Annotated in this window: 28 protein-coding genes; 14 read left to right on the top strand and 14 right to left on the bottom strand. The window is 68.6% G+C overall.

Features of this window, described 5'->3' with window-relative positions; all coding sequences use genetic code 11:
* Positions 1–24 precede the first annotated feature (24 nt).
* Entirely contained in the window at positions 25–1,569 is a 1,545-nt protein-coding gene (locus tag ABZS29_RS09605; RefSeq protein ID WP_355460177.1) for a TIGR03086 family metal-binding protein, read from the top strand.
* 107 nt (positions 1,570–1,676) lie between these two features.
* On the opposite strand, the gene ABZS29_RS09600 is transcribed toward ABZS29_RS09605, so the two are convergent.
* Positions 1,677–2,300 carry a MerR family transcriptional regulator gene (locus ABZS29_RS09600; RefSeq protein WP_355460175.1) on the bottom strand — a complete coding sequence of 208 codons (624 nt, stop codon included), beginning with the start codon at positions 2,298–2,300 and terminating at the stop codon, positions 1,677–1,679.
* A 77-nt stretch (positions 2,301–2,377) separates the two neighbouring features.
* On the opposite strand from ABZS29_RS09600, the gene ABZS29_RS09595 reads away from it, so the two are divergent.
* Together ABZS29_RS09595 and ABZS29_RS09590 are read left to right on the top strand one after the other, a co-directional pair.
* Positions 2,378–2,851: a hypothetical protein gene (locus tag ABZS29_RS09595; RefSeq protein WP_355460173.1), complete on the top strand. Its 474-nt coding sequence runs from the start codon at positions 2,378–2,380 to the stop codon at positions 2,849–2,851.
* Complete coding sequence (locus ABZS29_RS09590) at positions 2,848–3,249, top strand: hypothetical protein (RefSeq protein WP_355460171.1); 402 nt, start codon at positions 2,848–2,850, stop codon at positions 3,247–3,249. The genes ABZS29_RS09595 and ABZS29_RS09590 overlap by 4 nt, the downstream gene beginning before the upstream one ends.
* On the opposite strand, the gene ABZS29_RS09585 is transcribed toward ABZS29_RS09590, so the two are convergent.
* Positions 3,236–4,213: a WYL domain-containing protein gene (locus tag ABZS29_RS09585; RefSeq protein WP_355460169.1), complete on the bottom strand. Its 978-nt coding sequence runs from the start codon at positions 4,211–4,213 to the stop codon at positions 3,236–3,238. The two genes, ABZS29_RS09590 and ABZS29_RS09585, sit on opposite strands and share 14 nt — an antisense overlap.
* 42 nt (positions 4,214–4,255) lie before the next feature.
* On the opposite strand from ABZS29_RS09585, the gene ABZS29_RS09580 reads away from it, so the two are divergent.
* Positions 4,256–5,494: an FAD-binding oxidoreductase gene (locus ABZS29_RS09580; RefSeq protein WP_355460167.1), complete on the top strand. Its 1,239-nt coding sequence runs from the start codon at positions 4,256–4,258 to the stop codon at positions 5,492–5,494.
* Positions 5,495–5,507: 13 nt separating this feature from the next.
* Here ABZS29_RS09580 and ABZS29_RS09575 read toward each other — a convergent pair whose 3' ends face one another.
* From ABZS29_RS09575 to ABZS29_RS09565, 3 genes are read right to left on the bottom strand one after another with little or no spacing between them, the layout of a single operon-like run.
* A complete protein-coding gene (locus tag ABZS29_RS09575) occupies positions 5,508–5,903 on the bottom strand; it encodes a RidA family protein (RefSeq protein ID WP_355460165.1) in 396 nt (131 codons plus the stop codon).
* A 41-nt stretch (positions 5,904–5,944) separates the two neighbouring features.
* Entirely contained in the window at positions 5,945–6,364 is a 420-nt protein-coding gene (locus tag ABZS29_RS09570) for a protein phosphatase (RefSeq protein WP_355460164.1), read from the bottom strand.
* 14 nt (positions 6,365–6,378) lie between these two features.
* The gene (locus ABZS29_RS09565; RefSeq protein ID WP_355460162.1) at positions 6,379–7,272 is read right to left on the bottom strand and encodes a LysR family transcriptional regulator; all 894 of its coding nucleotides are present in this window, start codon (positions 7,270–7,272) and stop codon (positions 6,379–6,381) included.
* 82 nt (positions 7,273–7,354) lie between these two features.
* Between ABZS29_RS09565 and ABZS29_RS09560 the strand changes: the two genes are divergently transcribed.
* Both ABZS29_RS09560 and ABZS29_RS09555 read left to right on the top strand, forming a co-directional pair.
* The gene (locus ABZS29_RS09560) at positions 7,355–8,575 is read left to right on the top strand and encodes an MFS transporter (RefSeq protein WP_355460161.1); all 1,221 of its coding nucleotides are present in this window, start codon (positions 7,355–7,357) and stop codon (positions 8,573–8,575) included.
* 10 nt (positions 8,576–8,585) lie between these two features.
* A complete protein-coding gene (locus ABZS29_RS09555; protein ID WP_355460159.1) occupies positions 8,586–9,275 on the top strand; it encodes a dienelactone hydrolase family protein in 690 nt (229 codons plus the stop codon).
* On the opposite strand, the gene ABZS29_RS09550 is transcribed toward ABZS29_RS09555, so the two are convergent.
* Entirely contained in the window at positions 9,272–10,207 is a 936-nt protein-coding gene (locus ABZS29_RS09550; protein WP_355460157.1) for an AraC family transcriptional regulator, read from the bottom strand. The genes ABZS29_RS09555 and ABZS29_RS09550 overlap by 4 nt on opposite strands.
* Positions 10,208–10,283: 76 nt before the next feature.
* On the opposite strand from ABZS29_RS09550, the gene ABZS29_RS09545 reads away from it, so the two are divergent.
* The gene (locus tag ABZS29_RS09545; RefSeq protein ID WP_355460155.1) at positions 10,284–11,129 is read left to right on the top strand and encodes an NAD(P)H-binding protein; all 846 of its coding nucleotides are present in this window, start codon (positions 10,284–10,286) and stop codon (positions 11,127–11,129) included.
* On the opposite strand, the gene ABZS29_RS09540 is transcribed toward ABZS29_RS09545, so the two are convergent.
* Entirely contained in the window at positions 11,126–12,292 is a 1,167-nt protein-coding gene (locus ABZS29_RS09540; RefSeq protein WP_355460153.1) for a zinc-dependent metalloprotease family protein, read from the bottom strand. The genes ABZS29_RS09545 and ABZS29_RS09540 overlap by 4 nt on opposite strands.
* A gap of 146 nt (positions 12,293–12,438) precedes the next feature.
* On the opposite strand from ABZS29_RS09540, the gene ABZS29_RS09535 reads away from it, so the two are divergent.
* The 3 genes from ABZS29_RS09535 to ABZS29_RS09525 are packed head-to-tail and all read left to right on the top strand — an operon-like array spanning position 12,439 to position 14,383.
* Entirely contained in the window at positions 12,439–13,407 is a 969-nt protein-coding gene (locus tag ABZS29_RS09535; protein ID WP_355460151.1) for a WYL domain-containing protein, read from the top strand.
* A complete protein-coding gene (locus ABZS29_RS09530; RefSeq protein ID WP_355460149.1) occupies positions 13,404–13,997 on the top strand; it encodes a YdeI/OmpD-associated family protein in 594 nt (197 codons plus the stop codon). Before ABZS29_RS09535 ends, ABZS29_RS09530 begins: the two co-directional genes overlap by 4 nt.
* Before the next feature lie 50 nt (positions 13,998–14,047).
* The gene (locus ABZS29_RS09525) at positions 14,048–14,383 is read left to right on the top strand and encodes a cupin domain-containing protein (protein ID WP_355460147.1); all 336 of its coding nucleotides are present in this window, start codon (positions 14,048–14,050) and stop codon (positions 14,381–14,383) included.
* Here ABZS29_RS09525 and ABZS29_RS09520 read toward each other — a convergent pair.
* Genes ABZS29_RS09520 through ABZS29_RS09505 form a run of 4 tightly spaced genes read right to left on the bottom strand, consistent with a single transcriptional unit; the run spans position 14,380 to position 18,604 of the window.
* Positions 14,380–15,186 carry a phytanoyl-CoA dioxygenase family protein gene (locus ABZS29_RS09520; protein WP_355460146.1) on the bottom strand — a complete coding sequence of 269 codons (807 nt, stop codon included), beginning with the start codon at positions 15,184–15,186 and terminating at the stop codon, positions 14,380–14,382. The genes ABZS29_RS09525 and ABZS29_RS09520 overlap by 4 nt on opposite strands.
* A 39-nt stretch (positions 15,187–15,225) precedes the next feature.
* Positions 15,226–16,134, bottom strand: coding sequence for a UbiA prenyltransferase family protein (locus tag ABZS29_RS09515; protein WP_355460145.1), 909 nt, complete (start codon positions 16,132–16,134; stop codon positions 15,226–15,228).
* Positions 16,135–16,191: 57 nt separating this feature from the next.
* Positions 16,192–17,040 (bottom strand): virginiamycin B lyase, encoded by an 849-nt coding sequence (locus ABZS29_RS09510; protein WP_355460143.1) that lies wholly within the window; start codon positions 17,038–17,040, stop codon positions 16,192–16,194.
* Positions 17,027–18,604: an ABC-F family ATP-binding cassette domain-containing protein gene (locus ABZS29_RS09505; RefSeq protein WP_355460141.1), complete on the bottom strand. Its 1,578-nt coding sequence runs from the start codon at positions 18,602–18,604 to the stop codon at positions 17,027–17,029. Before ABZS29_RS09505 ends, ABZS29_RS09510 begins: the two co-directional genes overlap by 14 nt.
* A 98-nt stretch (positions 18,605–18,702) precedes the next feature.
* On the opposite strand from ABZS29_RS09505, the gene ABZS29_RS09500 reads away from it, so the two are divergent.
* Positions 18,703–19,269, top strand: coding sequence for a TetR/AcrR family transcriptional regulator (locus tag ABZS29_RS09500; protein ID WP_355460139.1), 567 nt, complete (start codon positions 18,703–18,705; stop codon positions 19,267–19,269).
* The gene (locus tag ABZS29_RS09495; protein ID WP_355460137.1) at positions 19,266–20,030 is read left to right on the top strand and encodes a glucose 1-dehydrogenase; all 765 of its coding nucleotides are present in this window, start codon (positions 19,266–19,268) and stop codon (positions 20,028–20,030) included. Before ABZS29_RS09500 ends, ABZS29_RS09495 begins: the two co-directional genes overlap by 4 nt.
* Here ABZS29_RS09495 and ABZS29_RS09490 read toward each other — a convergent pair whose 3' ends face one another.
* Together ABZS29_RS09490 and ABZS29_RS09485 are read right to left on the bottom strand one after the other, a co-directional pair.
* Positions 20,031–21,533 (bottom strand): LCP family protein, encoded by a 1,503-nt coding sequence (locus ABZS29_RS09490; protein WP_355460135.1) that lies wholly within the window; start codon positions 21,531–21,533, stop codon positions 20,031–20,033.
* A 124-nt stretch (positions 21,534–21,657) separates the two neighbouring features.
* A complete protein-coding gene (locus ABZS29_RS09485) occupies positions 21,658–23,415 on the bottom strand; it encodes a protein-arginine deiminase family protein (RefSeq protein ID WP_355460134.1) in 1,758 nt (585 codons plus the stop codon).
* 138 nt (positions 23,416–23,553) lie between these two features.
* Between ABZS29_RS09485 and ABZS29_RS09480 the strand changes: the two genes are divergently transcribed.
* Positions 23,554–24,405, top strand: a complete 852-nt coding sequence (locus tag ABZS29_RS09480; RefSeq protein ID WP_355460132.1) for a DUF3152 domain-containing protein — start codon at positions 23,554–23,556, stop codon at positions 24,403–24,405.
* On the opposite strand, the gene ABZS29_RS09475 is transcribed toward ABZS29_RS09480, so the two are convergent.
* Positions 24,402–24,980: a MarR family transcriptional regulator gene (locus ABZS29_RS09475; protein WP_355460130.1), complete on the bottom strand. Its 579-nt coding sequence runs from the start codon at positions 24,978–24,980 to the stop codon at positions 24,402–24,404. The two genes, ABZS29_RS09480 and ABZS29_RS09475, sit on opposite strands and share 4 nt — an antisense overlap.
* Positions 24,981–25,075: 95 nt before the next feature.
* Between ABZS29_RS09475 and ABZS29_RS09470 the strand changes: the two genes are divergently transcribed.
* Entirely contained in the window at positions 25,076–25,837 is a 762-nt protein-coding gene (locus ABZS29_RS09470; protein ID WP_355460128.1) for an SDR family oxidoreductase, read from the top strand.
* Positions 25,838–26,019 lie beyond the last annotated feature (182 nt).

The following is a 26,019-nucleotide window of genomic DNA, read 5'->3' as shown; positions in this document are numbered from 1 at the left end:
TCTCCCATGGTGGGAGAGTTGAGGATGAAGTCCGTGCAGAGGTGGACGATCGGGGCGGTGGCTCGGCAGGTGGGGTTGCCGGTGAAGGTGGTTCGGCACTGGTCTGAGGTGGGGATCGTGGTGCCGGTTGGGCGGACCGAGGGCGGCTATCGGTGTTATGACGCGGCGGGTGTTGCCAGGCTGCAGTTGGCGCGGACGTTGCGGGATCTCGGGATGGGGTTGCCGGAGATTCGGGCTGCGCTGGACCGGGAGGTCGAGCTGACTGCCGTTGCGGCGGCGCATGCGGAGGCGTTGGAGACCCAGATTCGCCGGTTGCGGACCCATCAGGCTGTTCTGCGCACTGTCACTCGACGGACTACTCGCGAAGGACTTGCCTTGATGGCTCGCACTGCCCAGATGTCGCCGGATGAGCGCCGCGCGCTGGTTCAGGATTTTCTCGTCGAGGTGCTCGGCGATCTCGACGTACCGCAGTTCAGGGACGGGCTGTTGGCGGCGGGCGCCGAGTTGCCGGACGACCCGACGGATGAACAGGTCGACGCCTGGCTGGAATTGGGCGAGCTGGTGGCCGACGGCGAGTTGCGTGCCGCGATGCGCAGACTAGCCGAGTACGGCGCCAAACAGGACGCGCAGGATGCGGCCGCGGAAATGCAGGCCCTGACTGAGCGTTGGACTGCACGCGTTCGCGCGGCACAACAAGCCGGTACGGCGGCGGACTCGCCGGCGGCTGATGAGGTCGTCGCAGAGGTCATCGACGCGTGGCTGACCAGCAGCGCGAACACTGCCGGGACCGCGGTCGACGGGCCGGAGGCGCGCGCCCAGTTGCTCGAGCAGCTCACCGCCGCAACCGAGCCAACCGTTGAGCGGTTCTGGCAGCTGCTGTGCGTGCTCGGCGGTCGCCCCGAACCGGCCGGCATCGGCGCCGAAGGTGAGTGGCTGACCACGGCCATCCGGACCAACCCCGCGCCCGGCGCGCGTCGTACCAAGCTTGAGGCCCTGTACGGCGATGCCTCCGACCCATGGCCCGGTGGAGTCCTGACCGCATTCACTCGCGTGCAGAACACGGTGACCGAACTGGTTCGCGGCACCACCGTCGACCACTTCGACCTGCCGACGCCCTGCACGGACTGGTCCGTCCGGGACCTGCTCGACCACCTCGTCTGGGAGAATCTCATCTGGGGCGGCCTCGCGCAGGGCAACCCACCCAGCACCGGCCACACCGAGGATCACCTCGGCAACGATCACGTCGCCGCGTTCGAGACCGCCGCCGCGCAGGCCCGCGAGGCCTTCCATCAGCCAGGCCTGCTGAGCCGGTCGTTCGGACCCGCACCTGGCCGCCGCCTGGTTGAGCAGCTCCTCATCGAGCTCCTCGTCCACGGCTGGGACCTGGCCACGGCGATCGGCCGGCGTCGCGACCTCGAGCCGGAGATCGCCCGCGCCGCCCTCCCGGTGGTACACGAGATCTACGGTGACCTGCCGCGGACAGCCGGCGGCTCGATCGCCGCAGCGCGGGACATCCCGGAGGATGCCGAGCCTCTCGACCGGCTGGCCGCGTTTCTCGGTCGGGCCTAGCGCGCCGGCCCGGCTGCGTTTCTCGGTGGGGCCTAGCGCGCCGGCCCGGCTGCGTTTCTCGGTGGGGCCTAGCGGCCCAGACCCGGCGGCCTACCTGCACATCAGGCCTAGCGCCAGCGGTCGGCGGAGATCGACTCCTGGGCCAGCAGGCGGAGCGACGAGATGAGCGTCTCGCCCAGGATGGTCCCGATCACCACGGACTCGGCCAGTTGGTCGCGGGTGGGCGCGGAGACCGCTTGGACTTCCAATTGGGCGAAGGTGTCCACCGCTTCCGCGTAGGCGTCGAGGAACGCGACCAGATTGTCCTGCCCGAGGTCACGGAGGGCGGCGACTGTCTCGATCAGGGTGGCGAGCGCGGGAGCTTCGGGCTCGACAGTCCAGCCGCGGCGGTTGATGAGTGCGTTGACTTCGACCGCGGCAGCGGCGCGCGCCTCGGGGGAGGCGGTGGGTTTGCGCGCCGGGGTGAGGGCTCGGTGCGCGCGGCCGATCTGGTCGTGGAGAGGGACGTCGTCGGCGTCGAGTGAGGCGACGATCTCCTTGACCTGCGCGACGGGGACCTGAGCGAGGTCGACCAGAGCGCGGATCAGGCGGAGCCGGCGGATGTGCGACTCCCCGTACGACGCCTGGTTCGGGCTGGTGAGTTCGCCCGGCGCCAGCAGGCCTTCGCGGAGGTAGTACTTGATCGTCGGGACCGGGATCCCGGTCGCCGTGCTGAGTTCGCCGATCCGCATCGCTTGCCTTTCGTCGCCATAGGACGGATAGTATCAGTATCCATAAACGGATACCGCTACTATCTATAAGGATCGCGATGATCGTTCTCGTACTACTGCTGGCCACCGCCGGCTTCCGCGGTCTGGGAATGCTGGGCGTACGCCGCTTCGCCGACTGGCGCACAGCCGCGGCCCACGGAATGGCCGTGATGCTGCTGTTCACCGCCAGCGCACACTTCGTCCCCGCCACCGTGACCGTCATGCCCACCCATGACGACCTCGTCGCGATGGTCCCGCCGTTCGTCCCGTACGCCGATGGTGTCGTCTACCTGACCGGCGTCCTGGAGTTCATGGGAGCGGCCGGCCTCGTCCTGACCATGACGCGCCGTGCCGCAGCGACCGCCCTGGCTCTGCTCTTCGTTTTGTTGCTCCCGGCAAACATCTACGCCGCGATCGCCGACGTCAGCACGGCGAGCCCGCTCTGGCAGCGGATCCCCGAGCAGCTGCTCTACATCGCCACCGCCCTCTACATTGCCGTCCGGGTCGAATCCACGAAAGAGGTGCACGCATGACCGACGTATCTCGCATCATCGCCGGCGTCATCCTGCTGACGATCGTCACGATCGAGTTCGGCGGCTACTTCATGACCAAGATCGTCCGCGGTCAGGTGCCGATGACGGACTTCCAGAAGTCGTTCGCGCGAGCCGGTCATGCGCATGCCGGCGTACTGGTCATCCTCAGCCTGGTCGGCCTCCTGTACGTCGATCAGACCAGCCTGACCGGCGTGCCGCTCTGGATCGCACGGATCGCGATCCCGCTCGCCGCAATCCTGATGTCCGGCGGCTTCTTCGCCTCCTCAGCCGGCAAAGGCCGCACGCAACCCAATCAGTTCCTCTGGCTGCTCTGGGTGGGCGCGACGTCGCTGGCCGCCGGCGTGCTGACGCTCGGCATCGGACTCATCGTGGCGTGAACGACTGCAACCGCCGCCCGGCCTCGGTGATCAGCGCGGCGGTCTCGGCCGAGGCCTCGTCGACGGTGAAGTCGGCGCCCAAGGCAACGATTCCGGCGACCAACTGGAGCAGCAACGACGGCGTCTCGACGGCAAACTCGACCACACAAAAGTCCCCGGCCGGCACGACCCGTCCCGGCGTGAACCAGTGGATGTTGGCCGCGACCTCGTCCGCCGGCAGGTGCACGGTGAGCCGCACCCGATGCCGGTACGGCGCCGCCGTGAACGACTCGACCAGGTACGACGCGGCATCCGCCGCAGGCATCGCCCGCGGCACAAACCGGTGTAACGCCGGACTCACGTCCGAGATCCGGTCGACCCGGAAGAACCGCCAGTCATCACGGTCTGGATCGAAGGCCAGCAGGTACCAGTGCCAAGACACCGTGAGCAGTTGATGCGGCTCGACCCGGCGGCGAGACGACACGTCCTGCCGGTTCACGTAGTCGAAGGCAACGATCTCGTGATTGCGGCAGCAACGCGCCAGCGTGGCCAGCGCGTCCGGATCAACCTGGGGGATCCCACGCCGCGGCACGGCCGCCGCCGAGCTCATCGCCGCCAGCTGAGGCCGCAGCCGCGCCGGCAGCACCTGCGTGAGCTTGGCCAGAGCGCTCATCGAGCTGTCCGCGATCCCAGCCAGCCCACCGCTCCCCGCGCTGACCAGGCCGAGCGCGACCGCGATCGCCTCGTCGTCGTCCAGCAGTAGCGGCGGCAACGTCGTACCGGAGCCGAGGCGGTAGCCGCCCGCCGTACCGGTGGTGCCGGTGACCGGGTAGTCGAGGGCGCGCAGGCGCTCGACGTCCCGGCGGACCGTCCGCTCGGTCACACCGAGGCGCTCAGCCAGCTCGCGGCCGGACCACTCTCGCCGACTCTGCAGCAGCGACAGCAGCCGGAGCAATCGACCGGGCATCTCTTTGCGCGCGCTCATTGAGGACAAGATACGTCCGCAAGGCCTTCTAGCGTCAGAGGCATGTTGACGAACCAAACGCAGGGATACGACGACGCAAGGCTCGGCTACCAGCGGCTGGATCCGCACCGGCCCGAGGCGATCTTCGAGGTGACGAGTGCGGCCGAGATCGAGGAGGCGGTGCAGTACGCCGTCGACCGCGACCACCGGATCGCAGTCCAGGGCAGCGGTCACGGCCTCACACGGGGGATCGACGGTGGCGTGCTGATCGCGACCCGCCGGTTCAACGGCGTACGAGTCGACGCGACTGCGAAGACGGCCTGGATCGAAGCCGGTGCGACCTGGCAGGACGTGCTGACCGCAACCGCGCCGTACGGGCTCGCGCCACTGTCGGGCAGCTTCCCCGGCGTCGGCGCCGTCGCCTACACACTCGGCGGCGGGCTCGGCCTGATGGCACGCAAGTTCGGGTACGCCGCCGACCACGTCCGCCGGATCGAGGTCGTCACGCCGGACGGCAAACGGCGCAAGGCCGAGGACGACCCGGACCTGTTCTGGGCGCTTCGCGGCGGCGGCGGCAACTTCGGCGTCGTGACCGGCCTCGAGATCGACCTCTTCGACGTCCCGACCCTGTACGGCGGCAGCCTGTACTACGACCTCGCCGACCACCCGCACGCGCTCGAAGCCTGGCGCGACTGGACCCAAGACCTCCCCGACGAGGTGACGTCCGGGGCGGCGCTCATCCCGTTCCCCGACATCGAGCCGGTGCCGGCCCCGCTCCGCGGCAAGCACATCGCCCAGCTCCAGCTGGCAGTCCTCGGAAGCCCAGACCCGATCGAACCACTCCGCTCCATCGGTACGCCGGTCCTCGACACCACCAGCGAGCTTCCGTACCTGGAATCCGGCAAGATCTTCGCCGAACCGGACCGCCCCGACAGCTACCGCTCCCACAACGCGCTGCTGACCGACCTGACCGACCTGACCTCGCTCCCGAAGAACGCGATCATCGGCCTCCGCCACCTGGGCGGCGCGCTCAGCCGAGCCCCGCAAGTGCCGAACGCAGTCGGTCACCGCAACGCCGCGTACTCACTGACGGTCCTCAAGCCCGGCGGCAACGACGTCGACCGTCGCATCTTCGATCCCTGGCGCGCGTCCACCATCGGCCGCTTCCTCAACTTCAGTTACGAGAAGCTGACCCCGACCGAAGTCGCCGAGGCGTACGCACCGCAAGACCTCACGAAACTCAGAGAGCTCCGCGACCAGTACAACGCCGACCGAAGGCTCATCGCGAACCACGAGCTCTAGCCAGCAGGCGCCTTCACAGCGCGGCGGTCACGTCGATCTCGACGAGCTGGCCGGTGAACCCGAGCTGGGCGACACCGAGCAGCGTGCTCGCGGACTTGAACGCCGGCGCGAGCGGTGACTCGTTCAGCTGGGTCCAGACCGCAGCCAGCTCGTCGCGGTCGGAGCTTTTCACGTAGATGACAGTCCGTACGACGTCGTCCGGGCCCGCGTCGGCCGCGGCGAGCGCGGTCAGGATGTTGTCGATCACCTGCGCGGTCTGGCCGTGCAGTCCGCCTTCGGCGAGTTCGCCGGCCGGGGTCAACGGGCACTGACCCGCGAGGTAGATCAAGGTGTCGGCCTGAACCTTGGTCACGTGGTGATAGCCGGGCGTCTGGTGCAACCCGTCCGGATTGCTGCGCGAGATCGTCACAGACCGAGCCAACGCGATCGCCGTTGCCGAGGTCAACAGATTTACTGGAACCGCCGCACGAACCGCTTCTGCCACGGTGTCTCGACCGCGTGCGAGTCGTAGTTCCGGCGGACGTAGGCCACTGCTTCCGCGGCCGGTGCCCCGTCCAGCACCGCGAGACAGGCGAGCGCCGTACCGGTGCGTCCGCGCCCGCCTCCACAGGCGAACTCGACGCGCTCCGACCCCGAACGCTCCAACGCGTCCAGGAACACCTCGCGGGCCTCGTCACGCGACACGGGCAGCCGGAAGTCGGGCCACCGCAACCACCGCGACTCCCACTCCACGGCAGGCGGCGCGGAGCCGAGCAGATACACGCCGTACGTCGGGAACGGGGTGACCGCCGGACCGTTGCGCAGACCGCGTCCGCGCACGAACCGTCCCGACGGCAGCTCAAGTACTCCAGGTGCACCCTTGGACCACATCTGCCTACCGTAGTTCAGAAGGAGCCCGGCCGGACTCCGTCGGCGAGCAGCTCCAGCAGCGCGACCACGGCCCGGCTCGGCCGCCGACCGGCGATCGTTGCCACCGACAACGTCCAGCTCAGGGCCGGCTCGGTCAGTGCCAGGTGCACCACGCCGGGGACCAACGGCGAGATCTCCGGTACGACGGCGATCCCGAGCCCGGCGCGGACGTACTCCGGGACCTCGCTCAGGTCGGGTACCTCGACCTGCACCTGGCGCGGAATCCCGGCACGTTCGAAGGCCTGATCCACCATCCGTCGATTGCCGAACCCGCGCAGCATGTCGACGAACCGCTCCCCGGCCAGCTGCTCAAGCACGACCGAAGCCTCGCCAGCCAGCCGATGCGCAGGCGGCACCAGGACGGCGAACGGCACCGAGGCCAGCTCGCGCGCCTCCAGTCCGCCCAGCTCCGACGGCGGCAGGCCGAGCAGGGCGACATCAAGCCGCCCATGCCGTACGTCGTCGGCCAGGCCGCTCGAACCGGTCGGCGATGTCGTCACCTGGACGTCGACCAGCGGATACTTCTGGTGGAACGCCCCGAGCAGCGGCGCGAGGTCGACCAGGCCGAGCCGGGTCATCGTGCCGATCCGCAGGTTGCCGCGGAGCCCGGTCGAGGCCTCCTCGACCACGGAGCGCGCGCGGTCGAGCGCCTCCAGCGCCGCCTTCGCCTCCGGCAACAGCGCGGCCCCCGCGGCCGACAACGTCACCCGTCGCGTCGAGCGGTCGAAGAGCGTCGTCCGCAGGTCTGTCTCCAACGCGCGGATCGCCGCCGAGACCGTGGACTGCACGGTGAACAGCCGCTGCGCTGCCCGCGTGAAGCTCAGCTCTTCCGCGACCGCGACGAAGTACTCGAGTTGCCGGTTGTCCACAGGCCGAATTATCGCCACTCTCGATAAGAGCGTGCAAGAACTTTCGTTGGACTCGATAGATGTTCCGAGGGACTCTGTTGATATGTCCACAACGCTGACTTCGTCCCGAGCTGTCGGGTCCCGGGTGCGGTTCGCTCACCAGCCGGGTTTCTGGGTGATCGCCGCGGCCTTCCTGATCACGATGGCGTTCTCGACCGTCCCGACCCCGCTCTACGCGCTCTACCAGCGGCGCGACGGATTCCCGACGTACCTGATCACGATCATCTTCGCGGCCTACGCGGTCGGCGTGATGGTCAGCCTGTACCTCGCCGGTCACGTCAGCGACTGGCTCGGTCGCCGCCGCGTGGCGCTGCTCGCCGTCCTGGCCGAGGCCGTGTCGGCGGCGATCTTCCTGATCTGGCCGGAGGTTCCCGGTCTGTTGCTCGCCCGCTTCATCTCCGGCGTCGGCGTCGGCGTACTGACCGCGACCGCGACGGCTCACCTCTCCGAGCTGCGGAAGATCGCGCGGCCGGACGAGGACCCGAGCCGGTCCGCGCTGATCTCGAGCATGGTCAACCTCGGCGGCCTGGCGTTCGGCCCGCTGGTCGGCGGCGTGCTCGCCCAGTACGTCGCCAGTCCGCTCGAGCGTCCGTACGAGATCTTCCTGGTGCTGTTGCTGCTGAGCGCGGTCGGAATCGCACTGGTTCCCGAGACCGTCGAGCGGCTGGAGGAGCGTCCGGCGTACCGGCCGCAGCGAGTCGCGCTGCCGTCGGCCGCCAAGCCATTGTTCTTCGCCAGCGCGATCGGTGCCTTCGCGGCGTTCTCGATCTTCGGGCTGTTCACGTCACTGGCCCCGACCTTCTTGGCCGGCGTACTGCACCAGCCCTCGCGGATCCTGGCCGGTGTCGTCACGTTCGCGGTCTTCATCGCCGGAGCGGGCAGCCAGATCGTCTTCGTCCGGATGGAACGGCGCAACCAGCTTCGCCTCGGCCTGGTCCTGATGTCGGTCGGCCTGGCCGGCATCGCGGTCGGCGGCCTGATTCCGAACCTCGCCCTCTTCGTCCTCGGCGGCGTGATCGCCGGAGCCGGCGTCGGTCTGGTCTTCCGCGGTGCCGTAGCCACCGCCGCGTCACTCGCCGACGCGGGCTCCCGCGGCGAGGTCCTGGCCGCGCTCTTCCTGATCGCGTACGCCGGTCTGGCGCTGCCGGTCCTCGCCATCGGCCTCGGTATCGCGCTCCTCCCGGCGGCCACGGCGCTGCTGATCTTCTCCGTACTGATCCTGATCCTGGTGAACGCCGCCGTACCGCGGATGCTGAAACACTAAGATCCATCGCATGGGTATGACGGTGCAGGTCGGGGATCAGGACGCTTATCTGGCGCGGGTCGGGCGGTCGGCGATGCTGCTGCTGCCGATGATCACGGGGATCGGTGAGCAGGTCCGGGAGTGGGCGGACGAGTTGGCCGCCGCCGGGATCACCGCGCTGGTCTGGGATCCGTTCAAGGGGCGGAGTACGGACAACACGACGCGTGAAGAGTTGTCCGACCTGCTGCTGGAGATGGATGACGACGAGGCGCTGGCCGAGCAGCGAGCGCTGCTGGACTACCTGGTCAACGAGCTGGGCTGCAGCAAGGTGGGCGTGATGGGCTGGTGCCTGGGCGGTCGGTTCGCGCTGCTGCTCGGCGCGCGTGACCAGCGGCTGGCGAACGTGATCGCGTTCCACCCGACCAGTCCGTCGGAGCGGCACCCGCAACACACGCACGACACGATCGCCGATGCGGCCGGCATCGTCGCGCCGGTGCTGGTGAGCTACCCGAGCGCCGACACCTTGGTACCGATCGCCGACTTCGAGGCGCTGCAGATCGCACTCCAGTCGCGGCAGGTCGGAGCGACGTTCACGCAGTACTTCCCGGGTGCGCAGCACGGCTTCTCGGACAAGTCCCGGCACGACAACGAGATCAACGCCGCCGCCTTCAAGCTCGCCTGGCCGCAAGCCCTCGCCTTCATGAAGGCGACGACGACCTAGGCGGCCTGGCGCCGGTGCGCGGTGGGCGTCGTGCCGCGCACTCGCTTGAAGGCGACGCTCAGCGCGAACGCATTCGCGTAGCCGACCCGGCGAGCGATCGTCTCCACGGTGTCCTGCGTACTGCGGAGCTGGTCGGCCGCGAGCGTGATGCGCCAGCTGGTGAGGTAGCTCATCGGCGCCTCGCCGACGACCGCGGTGAAGCGGCGGGCGAGGCTGGCTCGGGAAACCCCGACGCGGTCGGCGAGCTCGGGAACACTCCACGGGTACGCCGGATCTTCGTGCAGCAACCGCAGTGCAGCGCCGGCGACCGGATCGGTCTGCGCCTGGTACCACCCGGGTGCCTGCGACTCCGGTCGATCGAACCACGCTCGCAACGTGACGATCAACGCCAGATCGAGCCAGCGATCGAGCACGCTCTGCTGACCGGGCGACTCGCGCCGGATCTCGCCGGCGATCATGTCCATCACCGGCCCGGCCACATCGCCGGCCGGGACGACCAGTACCGACGGCAGCGCGTTGACCAGTCGCCGGCTGACATCGCCCGGAACCAGATAGGTGCCGCTGGCAATCATCGCCGAGCCTTCCGCACGACCGCCGTACGTGCGCAGTCCGAGCCGCTCGCTGTAGTCAATAGGGGCCCCGGGCAACGGGTGGCAGATGTTGCCGGGCAGGATCCGCAGCTGGGGCTCGGTGCCGATGCTGTCGCCGACGACGTACGGCGTCGTCCCGGTGAAGACCGCGACATCGCCCGGGCCCATCCGCAGCGGCTCGATCCCGTCCCGGGTGATCCAGGCCTCGCCGCGCACCATCGTCGCCAGCGCTAGCGGTGCCTCCTCGCGGATCTCCAGGGCCCACGGCGGCTCCAGAATGCCGAGGTTGAACACCCCGTCCACCGCGCGGGTCCCGGTCAGCAGGTCATCGAGCACATCCATGGGGCTGAGCGTATCGGACATCTAATTGCGCTGAACAGCCATGGTTAAGCTCATCTCGTCGCGATGAACTACTCCCATGACAACGACACCGATCCTCATCCTGGGTGGCAAAGGCAAGACTGGCCGCCGCGTCGCGGCCCAGCTCGACGCCCGCGGCGTCCGCTACCGGCTCGCCTCCCGATCAAGCGCACAGCGCTTCGACTGGTACGACGAGAGCACGTGGTCCCCGACCATCGCCGGCGCAGAAACGGCGTACCTGGCACCGCCGGTCGGCCCGACCGGACTCGCCCAGGCCGGCCGCTTCGTGCAGCAGGCAGCCGCCGAAGGACTCCGCCGCATCGTGCTGCTGTCCGGCCGCGGTGTCGGCAGCCCCGGCCGCGAGTTCGCCGTCTACGAAGGTCAGCTCGGACTGGAGCACGCCGTACAGGGGAGTGGGGCGGACTGGACGATCATCCAGCCGGCCTGGTTCGCCCAAGGCTTCAGCGAAGACGTCTTCCGGTACGACGTGCTGGCAGGCGAGATCCGGCTCTCGGCCGGTGACGGCGGCGAAGCGTGGATCGACACCAACGACGTCGGCGACGTGATGGCCGCGGTCCTTCTCGACGAGGCGCACACCGGCGCGACCTACGCGCTCTCCGGCCCGCGCACGCTCACGATGGCCGAGGTCGCCGCCGAGCTCAGCACCGCGACAGGCCGCCCGATCAAGTACGTCGACCTCGATCCCGAGCAGCACGTCGCCGAACTGCTCGAGCAGGGCCTGCCCCGCGAAGATGCCGAGGCCGTCCGCGACCTGTTCGCCGTGATTCGCAACCACCGCTCGGAGTACGTATCGGACGGCGTACAGAAGATTCTCGGCCGGCCGCCCCGCGACTTCACCGAGTGGGCGCGCGATACCGCGCCCACCGGTGTCTGGGCGGTTTAGTGCTGCTGGAGCTTGGTCCACTCGCTGTGGGTCATCTCCTGCAGTTCCGCCTGCGCGGTCTTCGACTGGAGGTTCGCACCCTGACCGACGGCGCCGCCGCCGAACACGATGTTGGCCCAGTTGTTCTGGGTGGTCAGTGTGGTGTTGGCGTTGTCGTCGTTGATGTCGGCCGCCGTGGTGTCGGTCGCGTCACCGTCGCAGTTCCAGTCGATCGGGCCGCTGGCCGCGCCGGTCGTCGTACGGCTGGTGCCGTTTGGGCACTTCCAGCTCGTCTTGTACGCCGACGCGGTGGCGCCGAGGCCGACCGACTCCTTCAGGCTCGTCTCGTTCAGCGCCGCCGGGGCGACGTTGGAGTAGCTCCAGTAGCGCGTGCCGTCGGCCTTCGGGACACCGCCGAGCTGGAAGAAGTAGTTCATCACGCTCAGGTAGTTCGGCTTGTAGTTGCCGTTGTCCGAGCCGCCGTGCCGGAGGCCGAGGTTGTGCCCGAGCTCGTGGATGAACGTGCCGACGTTGGTGTTGTCAGTCGCGTTCCACGTGCACTTCGGGCCGACCGTGACGATGAACGTGTCGTTCGGGATGTTGAAGGCCTGGCCGCTGCTGCAGCCGCCGTCGTAGCTGTCGGCCCAGAGCATGTAGTGGAAGACGGCCTTGCGGACCGACTTGAAGTTGGCGTTCTTGATCGCGGTGGTCTGCGACGCCGACGGGTTCAGGTCCGCGTCGTAGGCGACCTGGTTGCCACCACCGAGGTTGTACGCCGTACCGCGCGCCGTACCGGCGTCGAGATGGATCTTGATCCCGGTGGTGCCGTTCGGGTTGCTGACCGGGGCCTGCGCGAAGACCTGGACGATCCGGTCCAGCGCGGCGACGCTGGCCAGCCGGCCGCTCATGTAGTCCATCTCGACGAACAGGTCCTTCTTCTTCGGGTCGGCACCCATCGCCTTCAGGTTGACGTCGATCACGCCGTCGCCGTTGGCGTCGTACCCGTTGGTCTCCCAGCTGTCGGGCAGCGAGTCGCCGTCGGTGTCGGTGGCGAGCACCGCCTGCGACACGGCCGGGGCGGCGCTCGGACCGTCGGACGGTACGGCGGCGACAGCGCTGGTCGCGGCCAGCGCGGCGGCGGCGAGCGAACCGAAAACAGTCAGGAAGGCAGGGCGGGGCCTCATACAGATCTCCTTCGGGCGGGGAGTGATCTGCCCGACACCGTAGGTGATGGCGGCAACTTTCGGGGAGACCGATCGGAGCCATGACCCAATTGCGCCAGCTGAAGAAGCGGACAGAACCGGGCCGCTATTGGTGGCAAGCTGGTCCCATGTCCGAAACCTCAGCGCGGTTGCTCTCGCTGCTCTCGTTGCTCCAGGCCCGCCGGGACTGGCCGGGCGCGCTGCTGGCCGAACGCCTGGAAGTCAGCTCGCGCACAGTCCGCCGCGACGTCGACCGGCTACGCGACCTGGGCTACCCGGTGCGCGCGATCAAAGGCCCGGACGGCGGCTATCGGCTCGACGCCGGAGCCGAGCTGCCACCGCTGCTCTTCGACGACGACCAGGCGATCGCGGTCGCGGTCGCCCTGCAGACCGCGACCACCACGGTCGCCGGTATCGAGGAAGGCGCGCTGCGGGCGCTCGCGACGGTTCGTCAGGTGATGCCCGCGCGGCTGCGCCAGCGGGTCGACGCACTCCAGGTCACGACGATCGACCGGTACCCGAACCGCCGCCGTACGACGGTCGATTCGAACCAGCTGATCGCGATCGGCATGGCGGTCCGCGCCCAGGAGATCCTGCGCTTCGACTACCAGTCGCCGGGCGCGCCCGAAGGTGAATGGCTGCCGCCGCGGAAGGTCGAACCGCACCACCTCGTCACCTGGGGTGGCCGCTGGTACCTGATCGGCTGGGACCTCGACCGAGCCGACTGGCGAACCTTCCGGGTCGACCGGATCACGCCGAAGACGCCGACCGGGCCACGGTTCACCCCGCGCGAACTGCCGGCCGCGGATGTCGCGGAGTACATCGCGCGGCAGTTCAAGACCAAGGACCAATACCCCTGCCGCGGCGAAGCCGTCCTGCAACTGCCCGCCGACGAAGTCGCGCCATGGTCCGGACAGGACACGATGGTCGAGGAAGTCACTCCGACCAGTTGCCGCGTGACGATGACGGCTTGGTCCTGGGTCGGCCTGGCCTCCCGCTTCGCCATGTTCGAGTGCGACCTGGAACTCGTCGGCCCACCCGAACTCATCGACGCCGCCCACCACATCGCCGCCCGCTTCCAGGAGACCTCCCGATGACCGAAGAGCTGATCCTCTCCGACGCGGCTGCCTGGCACGAGTGGCTCGCCGCGAACCACGCGACCAGCGACGGCGTCTGGCTCGTCCTCGCCAAGAAGAACGTCACCACGCCGACCAGCCTCGTCGTCGCCGATGCCCTCGACGAAGCCCTCTGCCACGGCTGGATCGACGGCCAACGCAAAACCCGCGACGAACACACCTATCTCCAGCGCTACACCCCTCGCCGCCCCCGCAGTACCTGGTCCCAACGCAACGTCGACTACATCGCCCGCCTGGAGGAAGCCGGCCGCATGCACCCCGCAGGCCGCGCCGAAGTAGACCGAGCCAAGGCGGATGGCCGCTGGGCCAACGCCTACAGCGGCTCCGCCAACCTGGAGATCCCCGCCGACCTCACCGCCGCCCTGGCCGCCGTTCCCCGAGCACAAGCCATGTTCGACATCCTCACCAGCGCCAACCGCTTCGCCGTGGTCTTCCGAGTCACCAGCGCCAAACGCCCCGAAACCCGCGAACGCCGAATCGCCCAGTTCGTCGAGCAGTTGTCTCGGGGTGAGACGGTCTACCCGCAGAAGCGCTCCCTCCCCGACAGCTAACCCGCCGTATACACACGCATTCTGTACCTATTGGTATGTACACTCCTCGCATGAGCACCGAACAGATCACTCGCGAGATCGTCCTCGACCAGACGCTGCCTGCCGACCTTCCCGTACGGCGGGTGCAGGCGCGCCGGATCACCATGCAGCCCAACACCGCAGTCGGCGTGCATACGCACAACGGCCCAGTCTTCGGCAGCATCGAGGAAGGCTCAGCCATCTACCAGCTGAGGGACGAGCCCGAGCTCGTGCTGACCCCCGGCGACCTGTTCTACGAGCCGGCCGACGAGCGGGTCCGCTTCGACGCCGGCCCGGAGGGTGTCACCTTCCTCGCCTACTTCCCAGTGACCGACGGCCAGGAACCGCTCCTGGAGATCGTCGACTAATACAGCACCGGGTTCAGTGGCGAGGTGATGCGGTCGCCAGGCTTGACGCCGGGCATCCAGGCGAGGTCGTTGCGCTGGGCGTCGTTCACGGGTTCGGAGATCTCCATCGCGGCGTCGACGTAGATCACCGTCATCACCCGACGCGGCACCGACGTCGTGTTGGCCGGCGCGTGGTGGAACGTCCAGCCCAAGTGATAGCTGACCTCGCCCAGCGCATAAGGCTCCGACACCTCCGGAAACTCTTGCTCAGCAAGCGCCTCCTGCAACACCCGCTCGGACTCGTCGCTGATCGGCAGGTCGCGCCCATGCTCAAAAGTGTGGCTCCCGGCGGCGAACGACAGCGGCCCCATCTCCATTGGCGTTTCCTGCAGAGGCACCCACACCGTCACGCACCGATCGGTCGCAAACGGCCAGTAGTACTGGTCCGCGTGCCACGGTGTCACCCCGCCGCCGGACTCCTTGTACAGCGCCTGATCGTGGTACAGCCGCACCGACCGCACGCCCAGCAACTGCGCGGCGATCCGAGCCAGCCGTGGCGACGAGACGAACTCCAGCACCTGCTCGCTGTGCTGCCACAGATTGGTGACCTGCAGGAAGGCCTTCCCGTACGTGTCACGCGACGCCAGCGGCAGGTGCTGAGTGTTGAGCTCGATGACCTTTCCCGTGATCTCCGGCTCGTACGCCGCGATCGTTTCAGGGCTCAGCACGTTCTTGAGTTTCACGAAGCCGTACTGGCGGAAGTGCGCGAGGTCGGCCTGGCTGAGGGTGTAGCCGGCCTCCAGCTCGGAGCGAATGACAGTCATGAGACCTCAGGGTCCCGGCCAGTTCCGTCGTTGTAAAGGTCAGAGCACGCCGGTATAGGTGAGCGCGAAGGTCGCACACGGGAAGAGGAACAGCGACGCCAGCACGATGATGCCCTTGAAGGACTGTCGCGGTCCGATCAGCTTGCCGTAGGCGACGACCAGTACAGGCACCATCACCACCTCGAGCACCAGCATGCTGCGCGGGATGATCGTGTCCGTCGCCGCCAGGATGACCGACAGCGCCGCCGCCGCGATCCAGGCGCCGTACCCCAGCCGGTACGTCGTCCGCGCGCCGTACCGAACCGCGATCGTGTGGTACCCAGCCGCCCGGTCGGCCTCCAGATCAGCGAGCGTGGTCGGCAGGTAAAGCCCGACCGCGGCCAGCGTCCCCTGCAACCCCATCAGCCACGGGAAGTCGCTGAGATCAGGATTGATCGCGGCCCATCCGGCGAGCGGACCGAACGCACCCAGGGCAAGCGCATTGACCGCGACATCGAACCCAGCGCGGGTCTTCAGCCGCACCGGCGGCACGCTGTACGCGTAGCCGAGCAGAACCGCGAGCAGCACCCCGAGGGCGAACACAACCCCGACATGCAGGCTGATCCCCACCGCCGCTACCGCAGCTGCGAAGGCGAGCCGCTTCGCCGCGCGGAGCGTGATTCGCCCGTCCAGCAAGGGCGATTTCGCTTTGCGGGGGTTGAGCCGATCGCTCGGCAGGTCGTACGCGTCGTTGACCGCGAGCACCGCGAGCCAGACCAGCGGACCCATCACCACCGCGCCGACGATCAGCCGCGGCCACTCCTCCAGCGGCGGTACCAGTTGCCGCGTCGCGAGCAGGATGCCGACGTAGTACGGCACGATCGAGACAACCCAGAACGCCGGTCGTCCGACCGCGATCACGTCGCGAACCCTGTGCTGCGCTGTCCGGGCTAGAACCGTGGTGGCCACACCACCACTCTCCTCCCGCTAGCCCGGACCGCACCTCCCTCGAGCGCGTGAGACCCCTCACTCTCCAGCGTGGATGTGAGCAAGCGAACCGTTCTCGAGCGCGACCCAGACCGAACCGTCGGCGTCGACGGCGAGCCCGTGCGGCTCGGACCCTGCACCCAACTCGAACACCGAGACGACCGAGCCGCCGGCATCGAGCCGCGCCAGCGAACCCGAGCCCCACAACGTGATCCAGCACCCGCCGTCCTCGGTCGCCACCACTGCATGCGGCTTCGACCCAGTCGGCAACGGGAACTCCTCGATCTTCCCGTCCGCGGTAATCCGCCCAGCCTGATCCGCCTGCAGTTCCACGAACCACACCGACGAGCCGCCAGCGCTGATCCCGACCGGTCCCGCGCCTGAGGTAGGCAACGGGTACGTCGTCACCGCCCCGGCCGTCGTCATCCGCCCGATCGCGTTCCCCTGATTGAGCGTGAACCACAACTCATCAGAGGCAGTGATCACCGCCGGAAACGCACCGGCCACCCCGATCGGGTACGTCGTCACGACGCCATCCGCAGCGACCCGCGCAACCTGATCCGTATCCATCAACGTGCACCACAGGGCCCCGTCCGGCCCGACACAAACCCCGTACGGCGACCCCGGCACGGCGACCGCCGAAACGTTGCCAGCGGCATCGATATGCCCGATGTGTCCATCGCCGCTCCGCGCGAACCAAACGCCAGCACCACTCGACGTGATCACCATCGGCCGGGACTCCGGCGCAGCCAACTCAAAACGCTGCGGACCGTCCGCACTCAGCCGCACGACCGCACCCGCGTGCACGAGCGTCGTCCACACGACTCCGTCCGCGACCGCGACGCCGTACGGGCCTTCGCCCGGGCCGGAGATTTCAGTGTGTGACAAGGCAGGACCCCTTCAGATCGAGTACGGCGCCACGCCAGCGCGAGACGAACCGGCGGTCGTGGCTGACCACGACGAGGGCTCCGGCGTACCGGTCGAGCGCTGACTCCAGTTCTTCGACGAGGACGAGCGACAGATGGTTGGTGGGTTCGTCGAGCAGCAGTACGTCGTACGGCGTACTCAGCAGGCGAGCGAGGGCGAGCCGGCGGCGCTGTCCCGTGGACAGGTCGCCGACCTTCGTCGACAGCTGATCGGCGCGGAACAGCCCCAGTCCGGCGGCGCCCTGATGACGGGCGAGTGCCGAACGGAGCGGCTCGTCCGGTCGGGCTTCGGTCACCTCCTGGTGGAGGTAGCCGATCCGGCCACGGCGTTCGACGTACCCAGAGTCCGGCCGCAGACGGCCGGCGAGGAGGTCGAGCAGCGTGGACTTGCCGATGCCGTTCGGTCCGGTGATCAGCAGCCGCCCACCAGCCGGTACGTCGACCGAAGTCGGCCGAAGCCGGTCCTTGACCGCGACACCAACAGCGCTGAGCCCGGCCGCGGACCCGGTCGTCCGGAGTGCCGCGGTGAAGCGCAGCGGCTTCGCCGGGATCGGCGCCGGATCCTCCTCCAACCGGCGCAACCTCTCCTTGGCGTTGCGGATCTTGCTCCGCTCCGCTTCGTTCACCCGGCCGGTGGCCCGGTCGTAGGCGACCTTGTTGTTGTCCTTCATCGGTCGCCCGTGCGCCACCCGGTCCGCGGTGGTGCGGACGGTGTCGCGCATTGCGGCGACGTCGTCCTCCCACTGCTGCCGGGCCTGCTCGAGGCGGGCTCGCTCGGCGGCCTTCTCCACCAGGTAGCCCTGGTAGCCGTTGCCGTACCGCGTGATCCGGTGCGTATCGCCGTCGACCTCGAAGAGCGTCGACGCCACCCGCTCGAGGAACGCGCGGTCGTGCGACACCACCACCGTCGTACCCCGTCGAGAGCGCAGATGGCTCTCCAGCCAGGTGGCGGCAGCGATATCCAAATGGTTGGTTGGTTCGTCGAGCAGCAGGATCTCCGGCGCCGAGGCGAGGACCGCGGCCAGATGCAGCCGGGCGAGCTCTCCACCCGACAGCTCCGACAACCGGCGATCGGCAGGCACTGTCGACAGCCCGAGCCCGTGCGTGGCCCGCGCGAACCGGGCGTCCGCGTCGTAGCCCTCCCGAAGCTCGAACTCCGCCTGCAGTTCGCCGTACTCGTCGAGGATCTCGAGCTCACCGGCCGCGAGCCGGACCTCGAGCTCGCGGAGGCGCGCCTCGATCCGCCGCAGATCGGCCAGTGCGTGATCGGCGAGCGCGGCGACGTCGAGCTCGAGCGGCAACGGGTTGTCCTGGGCAAGGAATCCCAGGCTGCCAACAGCGGTCACCGACCCATCGGTGGCCGGCTCGAGACCGGCCGCGATCCGGAGCAGCGTCGACTTGCCGGAGCCGTTCTCGCCGATCAGGCCGCTGATCTGCCCGGGCGGGAAGGCGCAGCTGATCCGGTCGAGGACGAGCTGGTGATCGAAGGACTTGGTGACATCGTGCAAGGACAGCTGGGTAGACATACGTCTCCTGACTCTCGCGGGTTCGGGGCTGGCGAACGGCGGGTCAGAAGATCACTGGCTGCTCCTTAAAGCGACGAATGTTGCGTTAAGATGATGACATGACCGAGACCGATCGCGCAAGCAGGCCGGGCGGACGATCTGCCCGCGTCCGCTCCGACGTGCTGGCCGCCGTCGCGGCCGAGCTCACCGAGCACGGGTACGACGGCCTCACGATCGACGGCGTCGCCGCGCGCTCCGGCGTCCATCGGACGACTGTCTACCGCCGGTGGAAGACCGTGGCCGGGCTGCTCGTCGACCTGCTGCAGACCGATGACGACTGGGCGCCGGCGGACACGGGTTCGCTCGAGGGTGACCTGATCGCGCTCAATCGCGAGGTCTATGACGCTCTCGCTGAACAGCCGTCGGTGACGCAGGCGGTGATCGCCGCCTCGTTCCGTACGCCGGAAGCCGCAGAGGCATTGACGAAGTTCTGGGCAGACCGCTACCGCCGCTCGGCCGTCGTCGTCGAGCGCGCGGTCGCGCGGGGCGAAGTGCCCGCGACGACCAACGGGCATGAGGTGGTGGTTGCTGCGACCGCACCGCTGTACCACCAACTCGTTCTGCTCAAGCAGCCGCTGACTCGGGCCGCGGCCGATCGGTACGCCCGGCTAGCCTCAACCATGTGACTGAGCGTTTGATCGACGAAGTCGTGCTGGTGACCGGTGCTGCGCGCGGAATCGGGCGCGCGGTGGCGGAGAAGGCAGCCGCCGAAGGTGCGGCGGTCGGGCTGATCGACGTACTGGCTGGTGAGCTCGCGAGGACGACCGCCGAACTACGGGCCACCGGTGCCCGAGTGGCCGCCGTCGTCGGTGACATCACCGACGAGAACGCTGTCGCCAAAGCAGTCGGCGAACTGAGCTCTGAGCTCGGCCCGGCGACCGTGCTGGTCAACAACGCCGGCAAGAACGCGTACGCCGACGCGACGCGGATGACCGTCGCGGAATGGGACTCGGTCTTCGACGTCGACCTGAAGGGCGCCTGGCTGATGGCGCGCCAGGTACTGCCGTCGATGATCGAGAACCGGCACGGCGCGATCGTGAACATCGCCTCGATCCACTCGTCGCTGACCACCGCCGGCATGTTCCCGTACGCCGCGGCCAAGTCCGGACTGGTCGGGATGACCCGCTCGCTGGCCCTCGACGTCGGACCGCACAACGTCCGCGTCAACGCCGTCAGTCCCGGCTACATCGCGACCGATCTCCTCGAGGAGTTCTTCACGACCTTCCCGGCCGAACGCGAGCACGCCCTCGACGTCCATCCGCTCGGCCGGATCGGCACGCCCGCGGACGTCGCCGAGGTCGTCTGCTTCCTCGCCTCCCGGGCGGCCGCCTTCGTCACCGGCGCCAACTGGGCCGTCGACGGCGGCCTCGGCGTCCGTTCCGCCTGATCAGCTCGTGGGGTTGTAGGCGCAGGCTTCCTTGAGATCGGGCGGCGGCGTCGAGGTGGTCTTCGGCTTGCGCGGGGACTGCGTGGCGGTGGGTTTCGGGGCGGCCGGTTTCGCGGGCGGGTTGAGGTGCTTCTGGATGATCACCCGCATCGCCGCGTAGTTGGGGTTCTGGCCGGTCGGGTAGTTCTTCTTCTTGTCGAGGTCGATGTTGGTGATGGTCGCGTTCTTCATCCGCTGGCCGAGGGTGACGAAGGAGGACAGGATGCTCTGCGGGATGTCGGTGCGCACCAGGCTCTCGCCGGCCTTGGCGAGCTCCAGGTAGTTCGCCATGACGTTCTGCGGGGTGGCGCGCTCGACGATGGCTTTGACCGTGCACCGCTGCCGGGCCTGCCGGGCGATGTCGGCACCCTTGACCTTGTAGCGGCCGCGGGCGAACCAGAGCGCGTCGGTTCCGTTCAGGTGCCGGTCGGGACCGGGCGCGAGATAGCGGCTGGCCGGAATCTTCTTGTCGTCGTTGCCGCCGACCGGGACCGGGTAGTTGATGTTGACCGTGATACCGCCGAGCGCCTCGACGAGCTGCGCGAAGCCGGCCAGGTTGATCTGTACGTAGTAGTGCAGCTTCAGGCCGAGCGCCTCGCCCACCGACATCTTCAGGACATCGGCGCCCGGGTTGTCGGAGGGGCCGATCAGATCGCCCCACTCGGCGGGGACGAAGCGGTACATCGCGTCCAGGTAGAAGTTCGGCTGCTCCTTCTTGCCGTTCGGATCCCAGAACCCGGTCGGGAACCGCTCGTGCAAGCGGGTGCCGGCCGGGAACGGCATCCGCATCCAGTTCCGGGTGAGCGAGATCAGCGAGGTCTTGCCGGTCCGGGTGTCGATACTCGCGACCATCACCGAGTCGGTCCGGGTGTTGTCGCGGCCCTCGCCGTCGTCGGCGCCGAGCAGCAGGATGTTCAGCCGCGGGATCTGCGCCCACGGGTCCTTCGCGTTCTTGATCTTCGGCCGGGTCTGGCTCTTCGACTGCTCACCCGAAAAGACCTTCTCCACAAGCTGCCGCTGCGCCATCAGGGTCTGCGCGCCGAGCGCCGTACTGGAGGCCATCCCGAAGCAGACCAGCCCGATCACCGCGGACCCGGCCAGCCGCGCGCCCGGTCCCGCGGTGAGCGGCCGCAGCATCTTGTACGACGTCACGAGCACGGCGACCCAGCAGAGCGCGACGACGGCCAGCCCGACCACCATCAGCAGCAGCACGTCGGGATTGAGCGCCCACGCGATCACGTCGTCGCGACGAACCAGCGCGAGGTACGCGGCCGCGCCGTACAGGCAGAGACTGAGAGTCGTGACTACGGTTCCCAACCGCCGCCGACCGGCTGCCAGGTAGCTGACGCCGGGCAGCAGCACGCCCGCGATTGCCAGGCCCAGTGCCCCGAGCCCGGACCGCTCACGACGCCTCGCCCGCCGCGCACGGCGTGCCGGGGCTGCTGATCTGTTGCGCGATGACATGGGCTCCACTCATCAACCGACGACAGGACAGAGGTCCGGCCCCGACCGCACCCGGACGCTTCGAGTCACTGACCCGGCAAAAAGTTCGGCCGACTCCGCCGGCTTTACCAAGTGGCGGCGGCCATCAGGACCACCACGGGGTCGCGCCATCGCGGAGGGCGTTGGTCGCGCAGTGCACCTCGCCGCCGCCCAGGTGCGACCAGAAGAAGTTCTCGACCCAGTGCACCCGTACGCCGTTCCGCGCGAGCGCACGCTCGGCGGCCTGCCGGAAAACGTCCTGACCGTCGAGGCGAGGTCCGTGCGGATCAGGTGCGGCGAACTGCCGATCGGTGATGGACAACCCGTTCACCAGACCAGGCGTGAGCGCTTTCAGCAGGCCGTAGCCGGGGACGCGGTCGAAGAAGACAGGCAGCCGGACCAGCTCGTCCGCGCGCAGACCGGTCGCCTTGAGCAGGATCGCGAGCTGCTCGTCGATGTGCTGAGCGGCCGCCTCGTTGTCGGCCAGCTTGGTCAGGAGCGAGTCGACCGTGGGCTTCGACTTGGCGTTGGTGTCCGCGAAGAGTCGCTGGTTGCCGCCACCGCGCTGCTGTACGTCGCGCAGCAGCTTGGCCGCGAGCCGCGGATCGGCGACCGCGAGGGTCCAGCCGCGGGCGTTGTTGGCCCGGACGACGTGAGTGGTCTCGTCGACGTGCCCGACCATCAGCCACGAGGTGTCGACCGCGAGCGGCGGCTGATAGCCCTGACTCGTCACCAGCTTCAGGTACGCCGGATCGGGCCGCCGCGCGCCGGCGCCGTACAGGACTCGGCCTTGTGGATAACCGGCGTACGGGGGGAGCGTCTCCAGGTTGCCGCCCATGTTGAGCAGGTCGTCGAGGCCAGGCGACGGTTTCGCGGCGAGCTCTTGGACGACACCGACATCAGGCCCGCGCAGGTCGCGGAAGATCAGCCGGCCGGCCGGACGCGGAGTGGCGACTCCGTCGATGTCCCAGACATTGCCGGACCTGATCAGCATCCGCATCGTGTGCTGACCGCCGACGGCCGGCATGCTCGCGGTCGCCGGTTCGAACGTGTCCTGCAACCACATGTCCTTCCAGCCCTGCGGCGTACCGGTCACGAACTTGAGCCGAGCACCAGCTGCTGCACGCAGCGACAGAGCGAACGGCGTCCACTCACCCGGTACGCCGTCCGGGTACGGCGGAGTATCGTCCCACCAGCCGGGCCCGTCGTTCGGGCGACCGGCGAGCACGGTCCGGGCCGGCTGCAGATCGTTCTGCAACATCAACGGGGCGACGCGCATTCGGACCGCATCGGTGCTTGTTCGGCCGTGGTCGGTGACGGTCAGCGTGACGGTGATTTGGCCGTCCCAGCGGGTGGGGTCACGGACGATGTCGCGTCCTTCCAGGCCGAGCCGGACACCGCGACGCAACTGGGCCGCGGTCAGCGTGCCGACCGGCTTCCCGTCCGCGAAGACGCGCGCCTTGTCTGCCGGACTGATAGTCACACTCCCGCTTGCCATCGCCGAAAGGTTGCGCAGGGCATCGACCTTCAGCGGTGCCAAGTCTGCGGCGTCCCGGGGGCCGTTGATCCGCTCGTCGGCCGCGTCGTTGCAGGCGGCGAGCTTGTCGTCGACCGCCCGGCCGGGCGCGTCCAGGTCGGTGGGGGAGACGGTGCAGCGGCGGGCGTCATCGTCGAGGTTAGGCAGGAAGATCGCGCCGCGGTGATCGGTCCAGGTGTCCCGGCCCGCGTCGTCGGCGGTGGTCAGCAGGCCGTCGCGGTTCACATCAGCGGTCAGGTGCGCGGCTGCGGGCGACGCCCAGGCGGGCGCCGGTAGGGCGGTGGTGAGCAGGGTCGCGGCGGCGAGGCCCGCGGTCCAGCGTCTCATCGGAGCATCTCCTTTGTGATACGGGCGTGCTTTTTCCAGCTCGAAACTAACACGGGCGTATCAAAACAGGGAGGGCGAGATTCGATCTCCACCCGTAGCCGGAGAAGGGATCGGGGTACTGCAGGCAAGAAGAGGTGAGTGGACGCCCGCCAGGGTGTCGTGAAGGAGAGAACGCGGATGCGCCGCTGGACTGTTGTCAGGATCGCCGGACTCGCCGTGGTGGCGGTGGTCGGTGCCGGAGTTCTCTATCAGCTTCCGGCCAGTCCGTTCGAGCGCGGAGGCAGGCCCGAGCGCCCGGTCGCCCACCAGTCCCAGCCCGTCCTACCCAAGGCCGCACAGGCGTCCAATGGCGACCAGTCATCCACCACGCCGGAACGCCCTGTCCCGGCGATTACCTATCCGCAGCGAGGCACGGTCCACTTCACCGTGCTGCCCGGCGACCCGGACCACCGCGTGATCGGTCGCGCGGGTCGGCTGTTCAAGTTCCAGATCGCCGTCGAAGGCGGAATCAAAGGCATCGACCAGGCCGAACTATCCGCGTTCGTCCGCGCGACCTACGGTGCTCCGCAGGGCTGGACCGCGGGCGGCAAGTTCCGCTTCGAGCAGGTCGGACCGGGCGAGCCGAGCGACTTCCAGTTGATGTTCGTCACTCCGGAAACCCGCGACACGTACTGCGGCTATGCGCCGGACCGCTACACGAGCTGCCGGATCGGCGACCGGGTCGTGCTCAACATCGCCCGCTGGGTGCACGGTGTCCCGAACTACGGCGCCGCACTGGAGGCCTACCGCCAGTACATGGTCAACCATGAGACGGGCCATCGCCTCGGCTACGCCCATCAACTCTGCCCGGGTGCCGGCCAGCCCGCGCCCGTCATGCAGCAGCAGACACTCGGCCTGCACGGTTGTACGGCGTACGCGTGGCCCTACCGCGGTGGTTCGCTCTACCGGGGTCAGCTCGGCAAGTACGACGACTCGATCCCCGGGACCTAGTTCTGCAGCAGGACCTGCGCCTGGGTTCTCGGACCGGCGCCGACGGCGGCGGACTCGAGGCCATCGGCAACGGTGTGCAGCAGACGGACCAGATGGGCCGCGTCGTCGGGGCCGAGGATGCCGGTGACGACGTCGAGGACGCGGACGGTCAGGCCGTCCAGCTGGGACAGTCGCGCCTGACCCAACGCGGTGACCACGATCTCCGGTCCGATCCGGACCATGCCGAGCGCGGCCAGGTCGGAGATGGCCAGCTCGGCCTCGGCCTTCGTCGTACCGATCTGCTCGGCGACGCCTTCGGCGGTGTTCCGTCCGTTCGCGATCGCGCTCAGCACCAGGGCCGCGGGCATCTTCAGGCCGACCGCGTCCTGCAGGCCGAGAATGAGCGGGTGGGCGTGGCCGCGCACTCGCTCGACCGCGTCGAGCAGCCGGAGCGCGTCACCGACATCACCGATCAGGTGCTCGGTCTGCACCGCGGCGAAGGCCGTCGGTTCGACCGGGGCGGGTGATCCCACGACCCCGTCCGCTGCCGGCCTGCGCAGCGCGAGGGCCTGGGTTTCCTCGTCTTCGATGGTCACAAGATCCAGCGTACGGAGTCCCTCCGACAGCTCGGCGTGTCGTTCCTGAGGAAACCCTATGAATCGTGGCACCCCGATCCTTTAGCCTCGCGAGCATGCAGCTGAGTGGGAAACGAGCACTGGTCATCGGCGGCGGCGGAGCCGGAATCGGCCGGGCGATCACCGAAGCGTTCGGGGTCGAAGGGGCCGCGGTGGTGGTCGCGGATCTCGATCCGGCCCGGGCGGCCGAGGCTGCCGATCACGTCCGCGCGGCCGGCGGTACGGCGTACCCGGTCAGCGGCGATGTGCGTTCGCTCGCCGACCTCGAGGCGATGGTCGCGGGTGCGGCGGAGAGCCTCGATGGACTCGACATCCTGGTGACCGTGGTCGGCGGTCAGGTCGCGTTCGTCCCCGCGGTGAAACTGCACGAGATGGCCGACGAGGACTGGGACACCATCTACGAGGTCAACCTCCGGTACGTCGCCCGCGCGGTCCGAGCCGCTCTCCGCGTCTTCCTTGCGCAGGGCACTGGTGGCGCGATCGTCAGCGTGGGCTCGATCACCGGGTTCATGGCCGCGCCCGAGCAAGCGGCGTACGGGGTGATGAAGGCCGGAATCCTCAGCCTGGCCCGGACCGTGGCCGCCGAGTACGCCGCCGATGGTATCCGGATGAATGTCGCGGCCGCCGGTGCGATTGCCACCGCGGTGAATACCGCGCCGGCCACTGAATGGGTCGACGAGATTCCGTTGGGTCGTTACGGCCGCTCCGAAGAAGTCGCGGCCGCGGTCGTCCACCTCGCCTCGGATGCGTCGGCGTACACGACCGGACAGCAGCTGGTGCTGGATGGCGGAGTCTCCGTCCGCGGGCCGTTCGGCTGAATTCCGCAATAGTCGAAAATTTGCTCGAACAATGCGAGTCCGGTCGGTCCGAAAAAGTTTGCCCGGCGGCGGACAAAGTCAAATCCGTGCGTGACCAAGGGCGCACATGCTCCGTTGGATCTGATGTGACGGTGGACACCTACGGCGCACCGGCACCGCGCTCGCCCGCGACTGAGTCACTG

Origin of the sequence: Kribbella sp. NPDC005582 (genome assembly GCF_040605415.1) — a bacterium.
Classification (GTDB): domain Bacteria; phylum Actinomycetota; class Actinomycetes; order Propionibacteriales; family Kribbellaceae; genus Kribbella.
The sequence above is the reverse complement of the archived record's forward strand: the minus strand, read 5'-3'. Positions and strand labels throughout refer to the sequence as shown.

Coding starts and splice junctions, on each gene's coding strand:
- ABZS29_RS09590 (WP_355460171.1), top strand. CDS start 2,848: ATGACCGACGTATCTCGCATCATCGCCGGCGTCATCCTGCTGACGATC.
- ABZS29_RS09595 (WP_355460173.1), top strand. CDS start 2,378: ATGATCGTTCTCGTACTACTGCTGGCCACCGCCGGCTTCCGCGGTCTG.
- ABZS29_RS09570 (WP_355460164.1), bottom strand. CDS start 6,364: ATGTGGTCCAAGGGTGCACCTGGAGTACTTGAGCTGCCGTCGGGACGG.
- ABZS29_RS09580 (WP_355460167.1), top strand. CDS start 4,256: ATGTTGACGAACCAAACGCAGGGATACGACGACGCAAGGCTCGGCTAC.
- ABZS29_RS09470 (WP_355460128.1), top strand. CDS start 25,076: ATGCAGCTGAGTGGGAAACGAGCACTGGTCATCGGCGGCGGCGGAGCC.
- ABZS29_RS09530 (WP_355460149.1), top strand. CDS start 13,404: ATGACCGAAGAGCTGATCCTCTCCGACGCGGCTGCCTGGCACGAGTGG.
- ABZS29_RS09555 (WP_355460159.1), top strand. CDS start 8,586: ATGGGTATGACGGTGCAGGTCGGGGATCAGGACGCTTATCTGGCGCGG.
- ABZS29_RS09485 (WP_355460134.1), bottom strand. CDS start 23,415: ATGAGACGCTGGACCGCGGGCCTCGCCGCCGCGACCCTGCTCACCACC.
- ABZS29_RS09540 (WP_355460153.1), bottom strand. CDS start 12,292: ATGAGGCCCCGCCCTGCCTTCCTGACTGTTTTCGGTTCGCTCGCCGCC.
- ABZS29_RS09605 (WP_355460177.1), top strand. CDS start 25: ATGAAGTCCGTGCAGAGGTGGACGATCGGGGCGGTGGCTCGGCAGGTG.
- ABZS29_RS09550 (WP_355460157.1), bottom strand. CDS start 10,207: ATGGATGTGCTCGATGACCTGCTGACCGGGACCCGCGCGGTGGACGGG.
- ABZS29_RS09505 (WP_355460141.1), bottom strand. CDS start 18,604: ATGTCTACCCAGCTGTCCTTGCACGATGTCACCAAGTCCTTCGATCAC.
- ABZS29_RS09500 (WP_355460139.1), top strand. CDS start 18,703: ATGACCGAGACCGATCGCGCAAGCAGGCCGGGCGGACGATCTGCCCGC.
- ABZS29_RS09600 (WP_355460175.1), bottom strand. CDS start 2,300: ATGCGGATCGGCGAACTCAGCACGGCGACCGGGATCCCGGTCCCGACG.
- ABZS29_RS09525 (WP_355460147.1), top strand. CDS start 14,048: ATGAGCACCGAACAGATCACTCGCGAGATCGTCCTCGACCAGACGCTG.
- ABZS29_RS09545 (WP_355460155.1), top strand. CDS start 10,284: ATGACAACGACACCGATCCTCATCCTGGGTGGCAAAGGCAAGACTGGC.
- ABZS29_RS09535 (WP_355460151.1), top strand. CDS start 12,439: ATGTCCGAAACCTCAGCGCGGTTGCTCTCGCTGCTCTCGTTGCTCCAG.
- ABZS29_RS09560 (WP_355460161.1), top strand. CDS start 7,355: ATGTCCACAACGCTGACTTCGTCCCGAGCTGTCGGGTCCCGGGTGCGG.
- ABZS29_RS09520 (WP_355460146.1), bottom strand. CDS start 15,186: ATGACTGTCATTCGCTCCGAGCTGGAGGCCGGCTACACCCTCAGCCAG.
- ABZS29_RS09585 (WP_355460169.1), bottom strand. CDS start 4,213: ATGAGCGCGCGCAAAGAGATGCCCGGTCGATTGCTCCGGCTGCTGTCG.
- ABZS29_RS09490 (WP_355460135.1), bottom strand. CDS start 21,533: ATGTCATCGCGCAACAGATCAGCAGCCCCGGCACGCCGTGCGCGGCGG.